At 71.3% G+C, this 10,319-nt stretch carries 11 protein-coding genes; 10 read left to right on the top strand and 1 reads right to left on the bottom strand.

What is annotated here, in order from left to right; all coding sequences use genetic code 11:
* From ACFWIA_RS16925 to ACFWIA_RS16885, 9 genes are all read left to right on the top strand, one after another.
* On the top strand, positions 1–568 hold a 568-nt coding region (locus ACFWIA_RS16925; RefSeq protein WP_387005274.1), incomplete at its 5' end, for a LuxR C-terminal-related transcriptional regulator.
* A gap of 322 nt (positions 569–890) precedes the next feature.
* Entirely contained in the window at positions 891–1,130 is a 240-nt protein-coding gene (locus ACFWIA_RS16920; RefSeq protein ID WP_387005271.1) for a hypothetical protein, read from the top strand.
* A 43-nt stretch (positions 1,131–1,173) separates the two neighbouring features.
* On the top strand, positions 1,174–3,855 hold the full coding sequence (locus ACFWIA_RS16915) for an ABC transporter permease (protein ID WP_387005268.1): 2,682 nt from the start codon (positions 1,174–1,176) through the stop codon (positions 3,853–3,855).
* Positions 3,852–4,382, top strand: coding sequence for a MauE/DoxX family redox-associated membrane protein (locus tag ACFWIA_RS16910; protein ID WP_387005265.1), 531 nt, complete (start codon positions 3,852–3,854; stop codon positions 4,380–4,382). The genes ACFWIA_RS16915 and ACFWIA_RS16910 overlap by 4 nt, the downstream gene beginning before the upstream one ends.
* Positions 4,383–4,470: 88 nt before the next feature.
* Positions 4,471–5,028, top strand: coding sequence for a TlpA family protein disulfide reductase (locus ACFWIA_RS16905; protein ID WP_387005263.1), 558 nt, complete (start codon positions 4,471–4,473; stop codon positions 5,026–5,028).
* Positions 5,025–6,899, top strand: a complete 1,875-nt coding sequence (locus ACFWIA_RS16900; RefSeq protein ID WP_387005260.1) for an ABC transporter ATP-binding protein — start codon at positions 5,025–5,027, stop codon at positions 6,897–6,899. The genes ACFWIA_RS16905 and ACFWIA_RS16900 overlap by 4 nt, the downstream gene beginning before the upstream one ends.
* On the top strand, positions 6,896–7,624 hold the full coding sequence (locus ACFWIA_RS16895; protein ID WP_387005257.1) for an ABC transporter ATP-binding protein: 729 nt from the start codon (positions 6,896–6,898) through the stop codon (positions 7,622–7,624). Before ACFWIA_RS16900 ends, ACFWIA_RS16895 begins: the two co-directional genes overlap by 4 nt.
* The gene (locus ACFWIA_RS16890) at positions 7,621–8,058 is read left to right on the top strand and encodes a S26 family signal peptidase (RefSeq protein WP_387005254.1); all 438 of its coding nucleotides are present in this window, start codon (positions 7,621–7,623) and stop codon (positions 8,056–8,058) included. Before ACFWIA_RS16895 ends, ACFWIA_RS16890 begins: the two co-directional genes overlap by 4 nt.
* Before the next feature lie 132 nt (positions 8,059–8,190).
* Positions 8,191–8,382, top strand: coding sequence for a DUF5708 family protein (locus tag ACFWIA_RS16885; RefSeq protein ID WP_387005251.1), 192 nt, complete (start codon positions 8,191–8,193; stop codon positions 8,380–8,382).
* Positions 8,383–8,425: 43 nt separating this feature from the next.
* Here ACFWIA_RS16885 and ACFWIA_RS16880 read toward each other — a convergent pair whose 3' ends face one another.
* Positions 8,426–8,551, bottom strand: coding sequence for a hypothetical protein (locus ACFWIA_RS16880; RefSeq protein WP_387005248.1), 126 nt, complete (start codon positions 8,549–8,551; stop codon positions 8,426–8,428).
* 370 nt (positions 8,552–8,921) lie between these two features.
* Between ACFWIA_RS16880 and ACFWIA_RS16875 the strand changes: the two genes are divergently transcribed.
* Positions 8,922–9,917, top strand: coding sequence for a helix-turn-helix domain-containing protein (locus ACFWIA_RS16875; protein ID WP_387005245.1), 996 nt, complete (start codon positions 8,922–8,924; stop codon positions 9,915–9,917).
* The last annotated feature ends 402 nt before the right edge of the window (positions 9,918–10,319 follow it).

Below are 10,319 nucleotides of genomic sequence, written 5' to 3'. Positions count from 1 at the left end.
CTTCCGCATCGGCGAGGCAGGACGCGGCGAGGAGATCGCCGCCGAGGGCGGGTTACCACAGCGCCCCGTCGAACACGTCCTGATCACCGCGAAGCCGGGCACCGGAAGGATCGACCTCGCGGCGGCCGACTCCGCCACCGCCGAGATCGTCGCCCTGCCGGTGTCCACCCGGGTGCTGATCCTCACCACGTACGACACGGACGTGGAGATCGAACGGGCCGTGGAGGCCGGCGCCGTCGGCTACCTGCTCAAGGACACCACCCGCGAGCAGCTCGCCGACGCCATCCGCTCGGCGGCGCGCGGCGAGACGGTCCTCGCGCCCAAGGTCGCGGAGCGGCTGGTGGCCCGGATGCGCCGCCCCGAGCCGGTCGCGCTCACCGCCCGGGAGCGGGACGTGCTCAGTGCCGTCGCCGACGGCCTGTCCAACGCCGAGATCGGCCGCCGGCTGGCCATCGGCGAGGCCACGGTCAAGACGCACCTCCTACGGGTCTTCGCGAAGCTCGACGTCAGCGACCGCACCCGGGCCGTCGTCGTCGCCCTGGAACGCGGACTCCTCGCCCGCTCCTGAGCACCGGGACGCCCGAAGGCCCTTTCGCGTAGGGCCCGTTCCGTGCCGACCCGCCGCACCTCAGGCACCTGCACTCCCCGCCCCAGGAGGGAAGTGCTTGCACAGCCGCCTTGTCCCGCAACTCCCGTCGCATTGGCTGATCAACTCGTTGTGGTGACCGGGAGTGAATGGTCTACTCCTACGTGCGTTTCAGGGTGGCCACCCCGTCCCTGGCTCGAAAGTGCAGCAACCCCAGAGGCCGAACCCCACGGGACCGAACCCACAGGACCGGGTCACCGGAACCGCCCAGTGCACCGACGACCGACGAGAAGTGAGGCGAACCATGAAGTTCCTGAACCGACTCGGCGACACCCTGCTCGGCAAGCTGGCACCGGAGACCGAGGCCTCGGCCGAGGGCCCGAAACCGTGCCTCGGATACTGCCCCAGCGGGGCGTGCACCAGCGCCGTGCGGGAGAACAGCGCCTGCCGGGACCACAAGTACAACTCCCGCTGCTGTTTCTGGGGCGGCAGCGCCTGTCCCGTCCGCTACTGCACCCCGTGGACGTACTGCGGCCTGTGCTGACCGGCCCGCGCACCCGCTGTAACTGATCCGAGGAGGAGGGCCCTTGATCCGTCTGCTGTGGCACCACGCGGTGCGCCAGTGGGCCCGGTCCGCGGCCCTCCTCACCGGCATGCTCGTGGCGGTCTCCTCGTTCGTGGTGCTGACCGCCACCACCGAATCCAGCAAGCTCACCGTCACCGGCACCATCGCCAAGAGCCGCGGCCCCTACGACATCCTCGTCCGGCCCGGGAAAGCGGTGCAGGAACTGGAGCGCAGCGCCGGGCTGATCCGCCCCAACTCGCTCACCGACATCTACGGCGGCATCACCTTCGACCAGGTCAGCGCCGTACGCCGCACCCCCGGTGTCGAGGTCGCCGCGCCCTTCGCCGCCCTCGGACACGAGTCGGACACCAGCGTCACGCTCGTCGACCTCGCGAAGCTGGTCCCCCGGGGAACCCGGGCGACCTTCGAGCTGGACCGCGTCTGGAAGTACGACGGCGGGCTGTCGACCGTCCGACAGGAACGACGGGCCGTCTTCATCACCCCGCACCGGCTGGAAGTCCGCCGCGGCCCCACCGTGACGCGCCCCAGTGCGGGCGGCGCCGACTTCGAGTCGGCGCAGACCAACCGGTACTTCGAGGTCCTCCCCTCCGGCCAGCGCCGCGAGGTGTGCAAGGGCGGCGTCCGGGTGGAGGAGCACACCACCCAACTCGTCGAGGCGGTGAGCTGTCTGTCCTGGGCGGGCGTCACCGACCTGGAACCCCTCAGCGGCGACGGCAAGTTCGGACCCCAGACCCTCGTCTACACCGGCTTCCCGACCACCCGCCTCGTCGCGGGCGTCGACCCGGAGGCCGAATCCCGACTCTTCGGCCTCGACACCGCAGTGACCGAGGGCGACTACCTGAGCCCGAAGGCCCCGACCCCCGTCACCTCCCGACCGGCCGACGACCCGGCCTCGGCCGTACAGGTGCTCCGCTCCGACCGCGCCCCCCGGGACCTCGAACTCTCCGTCACCCTCACCCGCCGCGGCGAGGACCGTCCCGTGACCCGCAAGCGGTACGAGGCCGGATCGCTCAAACCGAGGCAACGCATCGGCAAGGTGGACGAGTTGGGCGGCCTGCTCTTCCGGCCCACCAGCCCGGTCGCCTACGACCGCACCGACGGGGGCACCCTGCGCCCCCGTACCGTCGAACGCCCCGAGCACGACGAGACGGTCCTGCCGCTCGACGGCCAGGACACCTGGTTCCGCCAGCTCAAGTCACTGGGCCAGAACCGGCCGTGGGGAAGCCCCCTGCCCCGGGTCGTCGGCACCTTCGACCCCCGGCGGCTGCCCGAGTACGACGCGGCCAGCCGGCTCCCCCTCGGCACCTACGGCGAGCCCGCCCTCTCCGGAGCGGACGCCCGCTCCCGCGCCCTGCTGGACGACCGGCCCCTGCGGCCCGCCTCCTCGCCCACCGCATACGTCCAGCAGCCGCCCTCCGCCCTGATCTCGATGGAGTCGGTACGGTGGCTCGCCGACCACAACCACCTGTCCTACCGGCAGAACATCGCGCCCGTCTCGGCGGTCCGGGTCCGGGTCGCCGGGGTCACCGGCGCCGACGAGGTGTCCCGCGAGCGGGTGCGCGTGGCCGCCGAGGAGATCCGCGAACGCACCGGACTCCACGTCGACATCGTCCTCGGCTCCTCCCCCGTCGCCCAGCAGGTCGCCCTGCCGGCCGGGGAGAACGGGCGCCCCGAACTCCGGCTCACCGAATGGTGGAGCAAGAAGAACGTCGCCACCGAGATCATCGAGGCGTCCGACACCAAGTCCCTCGTCCTGCTCACCCTGGTCCTCGTCGTCTGCACCCTCTTCGTCGCCAACGCCGCCGCGGCCTCCGTACGGACCCGACGCGCGGAACTCGGCCTGCTCACCGCCGTCGGCTGGCGCCCCCGCCACCTCTTCACCGTCGTCCTCGGTGAACTGCTGCTCCTCGGAGCCGTCGCCGGGGTCCTGGGCACGGGCACGGCCTGGGCGGCGGGGCGGGCGCTCGGCATCGACGTGCCGCCCGGCCGTGCGCTGCTCGCGGTGCCCGTCGCCCTGGCCGTCGCCGCGGTCAGCGGCGCCGTGCCGGCGTGGTCGGCCGCCCGGGCCCGCCCCGTCAGCGCGCTGCGGTCGGCCGCCACCACCGGACGGCGGACCCGCATGTTCGCCGGGGTGACGGGCATGGCATTGGCGGGCGCGGTACGGGCCCGGGGCCGGAGCCTGCTCGGAGCCGCCGCCGTGGCCACCGCGGCAGCCGCGACCCTCCTCCTCATCGCGGCCACCACCACCTTCCGCGGCACCCTCGCCGGCTCCCTGCTGGGCGAAACCATCTCCGTACAGGTGCGCACCACCGACCTCGCCGCGGTGGCCACGATGGTGCTCCTCTCCACGGTGGCCGTGGGCGACGTCATGTACCTCGGCGTCCAGGACCGCGCGGCCGAGTTCGCCCTGCTGCGCGCCGTCGGCTGGCACGAACGGACGACCACCCGGCTCGTCCTCCTCGAAGGCGCCCTCATCGGCTTCCTCGGCTCGCTCACCGGAACGCTGCTCGGCACCGCCGCCGCCCTCTGGCTGGCACCCGCCGGAGGCGGCACGCACCTGGTCGTCCCCGCCCTGAGCGTGATCGGCGCGGGCACGGCCCTGTCCGCGCTCGCCAGCCTGGTCCCCGTACTGCTCGGCCGCCGCCGCTCCACGGCCCGGCTGCTGGCGGAGGAGGGCGTATGACGTACGTGCTCCTCACGGCGCGGCTCGCCCTCGCCGGAGTCCTCCTGGTGTCCGCCGTCGCCAAGGTCCGCGCCTTCGACGACACCCGGGCCATGGTCGACGGGCTGCTGCGCCGGATCGGCCCCGGCGCCCGCCGGCTGGCCCGGCCCGCGGCCCTCGCCCTGATCGCGGCGGAGGCGGTCACCGGGCTGGCGCTGCTCGGACCGGCGCCCGCGGCGCGGCTCGGGCTGGTGGCCGCCACCGCACTGACCGCGGGCTTCACCGCGATCGCCGTGGTGGCCACCGTCACCCGTGCCGAGGTGGCGTGCGCCTGCTTCGGCCGGCCGACGGCGCGGCTGGGCCCCCGCCACGTCGTCCGCAACGCGCCCCTGCTGGGCCTCGCGGTCCTGGGGCTGTGGGGGAGCGTCGCGGCCTCGGGCACCTCACCGGCGCTGCCCGCGGTCGTGCTCTGCGTGCTGACGGCCGCGCTGATCACCGCGCTGACCGCCTTCTTCGACGACATCGCCGACCTCCTGGCCACTCCTTGACCATGCCGCGCGGGCGTGCCGCACGGCGCGGACCGCGCGGCGCACGCCGAAGGATCTCCGACTCACCTGCGACGAAAGGGAAATGGGCATGATCTACCTGTCCCTGGCACTGTTGCTCCTGGGCACCGTCACCGCGCTCAACCTGGTGCTGATCCTCGCCGTCATCCGACGACTGCGGCGCCACGAGGAGGAGCGCAAGCAGCCGCACCGCAGCCTCGAAGGCTTCGGGAACCTGCCGTCGGGGCCGCCGGTGGGCGAGCCGCTGCCCGTCCTCAGCGGGGTCGCCCTCGACGGCTCGACCGTCACCTCGGACGCCCTGCGCGGCCGGGAAGCCGCGCTGACGTTCCTGTCCACCGACTGTTCCGCCTGTGTCGCCGCCGCCGGGGACCTGCCCGAGTTCGCCCGGCGCACCGGGATGGACGTCGACCAGATGGTGGTGGTGATCGCCGGTGACGAGGAGACCGCCCGTTCCATGGCCGCCCCCCTGGCCGGGGTCGCCCGGGTGCTCCTGGAGGCGTCCTCGGGCCCGCTGACCACCGGGTACGCGATCAAGGCAGCGCCCACCACGGTCATGGTCGACCCGGACGGCACCGTCACCTACGCCGAGGCGGGCACCCACCCGGTGCTGGACCAGCTGCCCGCGTGAGCGACGGCCGGGACGCCGGGGTGCACCGGCTGGGCGGGCTACGGGGCACGGTCACCGGCGCGGCGGCGGCCCTGGCGCTGACCTGGCGCGCGGGGCCCGTCACCGTGGTCTGCCACGTCCTGCTGACCGTCACCCAGGGGCTGTTGCCGGTCGCGATCACCCTGCTGACCAAGTGGCTGTTCGACGCGCTCGCGGACGGCGGGAAGACCGAAGGCCCGTCCCCGACGGCGCTCGCGGTGGGCATCGGCACGGTGACCGCGCTGATGGTCGTCCTGCCGTTCGCGGCGAACTACACCCAGGCCCGGCTCCAGCGCGGCATCGTCTACCTGGCCCAGCAGCGGCTCTACGGCAAGGTGAACGGGTTCGTCGGCCTCTCGCGGTTCGAGGACCCGCAGTTCCTGGACCGCTTGCGACTGGCCCAGGACGCGGCGATCAGCGCACCCCACCAGATCACCGGTGCACTGTTCGGCCTGGTGCAGCAGACCCTCGCGATCGTGGGGTTGGTGGCGGTGCTCGCCGCGGTCTCCCCCTGGCTGACGGCGGTGACGATCGCCGCGGCGGTTCCGGCCCTGCTGGCGCAGATCTCGCTCACCCGGCGCCAGGCGGTGCTGTCGTGGACGATCAGCCCGCGCAACCGGCGCCAGCTCTTCTACCAGGCGTTGATGCTGGACCTGTCCGCGGTGAAGGAGGTGCGGCTGTTCGGGGCCGGCGCCTTCCTGCTCGGCCGGATGGACGCCGAGACCCGGGAGATCAACGCCGCCGAAGAGCGTTACGAACGCACGGAGGTGGGCCTCCAGTCGCCGCCGGCCGCCCTGGGCGCGCTGATCGCCGCGGGCGGCCTGGCCTGGATGGTGCAGGGCGCGCTGTCCGGGCGGTTCGGCGTCGGGGACGTCTCCGCCTACCTCGCGGCCACCGCCGGGGTGCAGGGCGCGCTCTCCGCGACGATCGGCCATGTCACCGGCGGGTACCACGGGTTGCTCACCTTCCGGCACTACGTGGACGTGGGCCGGCTCCCCGCCGACCTGCCGGTACGGACCGAACCGGTGCCCGTGCAGCCGCTGGCCGACCGCATCGAGTGGGACGACGTGTGGTTCCGCTACCGCGACGACGGGCCGTGGGTGCTGCGCGGGGTCAACCTGACGATCGGCCGCGGCGAGTCGGTGGCCCTGATCGGCCTGAACGGCGCCGGGAAGTCGACCCTGGTCAAGCTGCTGTGCCGGCTGTACGACCCGACCCGGGGCACCATCCGCTGGGACGGCACGGACATCCGCGAGGTGGACCCGGCCGCGCTGCGGGACCGGATCAGCGCCGTCTTCCAGGACCGGGTGGACTACGACCTGTCGGCGACCGACAACATCGGCATCGGGGACCTGCCCCACCTGCACGACCCCGACCGCATCACCGCCGCCGCCCGGCGCGCGGGCGCCCATGACTTCATCACCGAACTGCCGCGCGGCTACCGTACGTTGTTGTCCCGGACGTTCCCCGAACCGGACGACGAGGAGACGGGCGAGCCCTCGGCGGGGGTGGCCCTGTCCGGCGGGCAGTGGCAGCGCCTCGCCCTGGCCCGTGCGATGCTGCGCGAGGGCCGCGACCTCCTCATCCTGGACGAACCCACGACCGGTCTCGACCCCGCCGCGGAACAGCAGTTGCACGAGCGGCTGCGGGCCTACCGGGAGGGCGCGACGAGTCTGCTGATCTCCCACCGGCTGGGCACCGCCCGCCGGGCCGATCGCATCGTGGTGCTCGCGGAAGGAAGAATCAGCGAGTGCGGCAGTCATGCCGAACTCCTCGCTCAGGGCGGCGAGTACGCGCGACTGTTCACGCTTCAGGCATCCGGTTACACCGAGGACGAGGAGGTGACGGTGTGAGCGAACCGCACGGCGGGGCGACCCCGTCGGAGGGCGAGCAGGACCCCGGGTCGGGGAAGGACCCCGTGGTCGAGGTGAGCGGGCTGTGCAAGACGTACGCCGGCGGGTCCGGGACCCCGGTGCGGGCCTGCGACGAGGTGGACCTACGGATCGAGGAGGGCGAGACGGTCGCCCTGACCGGTCCGTCCGGTTCGGGGAAGTCGACCCTGCTGTACCTCCTGGGGGCGCTGGAGGAGGCCGACGCGGGGACCATCGACGTGGCCGGGGAACGCATCACCGCCCTGAAGCGGTCGGAACTCGCCGCGTACCGCCGGCGCGTGGGCTTCGTCTTCCAACGGTTCCACCTGCTGCCCACGCTGACCGCGCTGGACAACGTGATCGCGCCGGTGCTGCCGTACCGGGTGGACTTCGACCGGCGGACCCGGGCACGTGAACTGCTGTCCTCGGTGGGTCTGGAGGGGCGGGAGGAGTTCCTGCCGTCGAAGCTGTCGGGCGGCCAGCAGCAACGGGTCGCCGTGGCGCGCGCCCTGATCGGGGAGCCGCGGTTGATCCTGGCGGACGAGCCGACGGGCAATCTGGACTCCCGGTCCAGCGAGGAGGTCCTCGACCTGCTGATGGGGCTGCGGGAACGGCACGGCACGACGGTGGTGATCGCCACCCACGACCCGGACGTGGTGGCCCGGTGCGACCGGGTGGTCCAGTTGCGGGACGGCAAGGTCGCATGAGGCGTTCCGCGGCCCTCGCCCTCGCCGCGGTCGCTGCGGGCGCCGTCGCCGCCGTCGCCGCGTGGCGGGTGCGGACCGGGTACGTCGCGGTGACCGTGCGCGGCGGGAGCATGCTGCCCACCCTGCGCGACGGGGACCGGGTGCTGATCCGGCGCGGGGCGCGCGGACTGCGGCGGGGCGCCATCGTGGTGGTCGCCTGCCCCGACGCGGACACCGCCTGGCGGGGCAAGCCGCCGGTCTCGGGGGACCTGTCGGCGACCGAGTGGTACATCAAGCGGGCGGTGGCGCTCGCCGGCGACCCGTTCCAGGAACGGCCGGTGCCGGCGGGCCAGCTCGCGGTGGTGGGCGACAGCGTGTTCAGCACGGACTCGCGGCACTACGGCCCCTGTCCGGTGGACCAGGTGCTCGGGGTGGTCGTCCGCCCCCTGACCTGATTCCGACCCCCGGGGTGCGGGGCCTGTGCATCGAACGATGTACTCCCGCTCGTCCTGCGGGGTGAGGACGCGCGCACGCTCCCTTCCTAGGCTGGCGAACACCTCCCACCCAACCAAGGAGAGTGGTCGCACATGACCCGGGCAGCACGGAACTTGCTGGAGGGCGGCGTCACCTTCGCCGTCGGCTTGGGGCTGCAACGGTTCGCCGGCGGAGTGGACACGCCGGTCGTGGAGTTGACGAAGGTCGGCGTGGTCCTCATGTGCATCGGCGCCGTACTCGTGGTGACGGGACTCTTCCGGGCGACGAGGTCCAGGACCGCCTAGGTCGACGGCCGACCACCACCCGCACGACCACCGGCCCGGTGGCCTACGAGGTGGCCTCCGAGTCGGCCTTGCCACCGCGCAGCAGCACCTGCTTGGCCTCGACGCCTGCCTGGTCGACCGGGCCGTGCTCGGTTTCGGCGTCCTCGATCAGCTCACGCAGCCGGTCCATGGAGGGGCGGGCGGTTGACGGGTGGTGGCGGTTGTGGGCTGCGTGGGTGGGCTCCGCCTTCCGACGGCCGGTGATGCGCCGCTCGCACTGCTGCTGCGCCCCTTGGTGGTGTCGTTTTCGAGTGCGAAACGGGATCCATTGCGAGTCCTGGGCGGTGGGGAGGAAGCGGGCATCGGGGTTCGTCTCAGCGCGCTGAAACCGCGGGGCTGGTGATAGGGGATGTGCCGAGTGGCCCTGGTGGGATCTCTGTGAAATCTGAATAAAAACATTCCTCACACGATTGGATGACCCCGCCGGGAGAGGGGTCTGAGGGAACCTCCTTTCCTGCCATACTCGTCGCCGTTGGCCGTCGGAGGTGAGGGTGTAAGTCATGCCGGATGTATTCGATAAAATCGAGTGGCATGTCCGGAAGATTTTCGCGGGAGAGCCGGTCTGCGTGCACGTGGGGAATGTCGAGGATTGCGACATCAAGCGGCATCCCACTTATTCGAAGTTCCGTTCCGAAGCGATCGCGGCCGGAGTTAAATCGGCTCCGAGTTCCCGCCTGTGGGAGTCTCTGATCGCCATGGGTAGGTTGTCGGACTTGGATGGTGACGAGACGTGGCGGTTGGTCATTCTCGACTGCATCGTTCCGTGTTTCCGTTCGGTGTCCACAAAAATCGCCCGTGATTTCAAGGCTGATCGTGAGGAAATCCGATCAGCCATGGTGGCAGCCGCCCTGGGTGTGTGGGTAGACACCGTCATGGGTGTACCTCCGCGTCACGTCAGGGACCGGATGGTGAAGTCGGCCTTCGAGGTGGCATTTCAGTGCGGGAAGGTCACCACTTCCGAGTACTCGATGGACGATGTCGAAATATTTATGCACCCGGAATCCTCTGCCCGAGACCCCGGGTTGAGAGCTTCATCGATCATCGATTTCCAAAGCATTCGTGACCTGGATGTCGCAGAACAGGTCAGAGGTGAGCGATACGGGGCGATGCTCCAGCGGCTGGGTTATTCCGACTTTGTGCGGGGGTTCCATGACGAACTCCGTTCCGGTCGGCGTACGGGGTCGGTCGGTCAAGCGGTGAAGAGCTCTAGGCTTTCCCGATCTCGAATCTCCAATCCGAACCTCTACTACTACGCTTCAGACCTCTATCCCTCGTTTATCGGGCTCCGGGAAGCTGCAGAGGTGATGGGGATCCCTGAATCTGCCGCGCATCGCCTCATCAGGTCCGGCGAGTTCCCTTTCCCGGTGGCGAGGGTGGGGCGGAGCTACAAGGTCTCGGTCAAGGCCATCATGCACTTCAAGGACATCGCAGACACCATCGTTCATGCCGATGATATCGAGAACGGCGCCTTCCACGCGAGCGGTGGCGTACGGTGAGCAGCGCCGCCGTCGGCGGGGTGCCAGCCCGGCGAAGGGGCCTCCCGCAGGTCGTCCTGTACGACAACCCGGTCTGACGCTCGCGTCCAGGTCACCATCGACCCGGACCCGGACCCGGACCCGGACCCGGACCCGGACCCGGAGGCCGTCGCGCCGGAGATCTGCCTGCTGGCCCGGGTGGACCGGGTTCTGGCCGGGCGATGACTCTCTGAGCTTTGTCACGCCACCAGGCGGGCCGAACCCCTTCCAGAAGGTGCCTGGTTCGTCCCGAGGGGTTCGCTGATCGCCGGACGAGTGACGTTCTCGTGTGTCACCGTGCGATGGCGCTGTCATGCCGCATCCACCCTCCGCATCCACCCTCCGAGGAGCACCAGGCACGCACCCACTCCATGGCAGAGCGCC

Origin of the sequence: Streptomyces sp. NPDC127068 (genome assembly GCF_042724695.1) — a bacterium.
In the GTDB taxonomy this organism is placed as follows: domain Bacteria; phylum Actinomycetota; class Actinomycetes; order Streptomycetales; family Streptomycetaceae; genus Streptomyces.
Note: the sequence above shows the minus strand (reverse complement) of the source record. Positions and strands in the feature narration are given on the sequence as shown.

Excerpts from the sequence above, each read along its gene's own strand:
- ACFWIA_RS16880 (WP_387005248.1), bottom strand. The coding sequence starts at position 8,551 with ATGGACCGGCTGCGTGAGCTGATCGAGGACGCCGAAACCGAGCACGGC.
- ACFWIA_RS16890 (WP_387005254.1), top strand. The coding sequence starts at position 7,621 with ATGAGGCGTTCCGCGGCCCTCGCCCTCGCCGCGGTCGCTGCGGGCGCC.
- ACFWIA_RS16920 (WP_387005271.1), top strand. The coding sequence starts at position 891 with ATGAAGTTCCTGAACCGACTCGGCGACACCCTGCTCGGCAAGCTGGCA.
- ACFWIA_RS16885 (WP_387005251.1), top strand. The coding sequence starts at position 8,191 with ATGACCCGGGCAGCACGGAACTTGCTGGAGGGCGGCGTCACCTTCGCC.
- ACFWIA_RS16910 (WP_387005265.1), top strand. The coding sequence starts at position 3,852 with ATGACGTACGTGCTCCTCACGGCGCGGCTCGCCCTCGCCGGAGTCCTC.
- ACFWIA_RS16875 (WP_387005245.1), top strand. The coding sequence starts at position 8,922 with ATGCCGGATGTATTCGATAAAATCGAGTGGCATGTCCGGAAGATTTTC.
- ACFWIA_RS16905 (WP_387005263.1), top strand. The coding sequence starts at position 4,471 with ATGATCTACCTGTCCCTGGCACTGTTGCTCCTGGGCACCGTCACCGCG.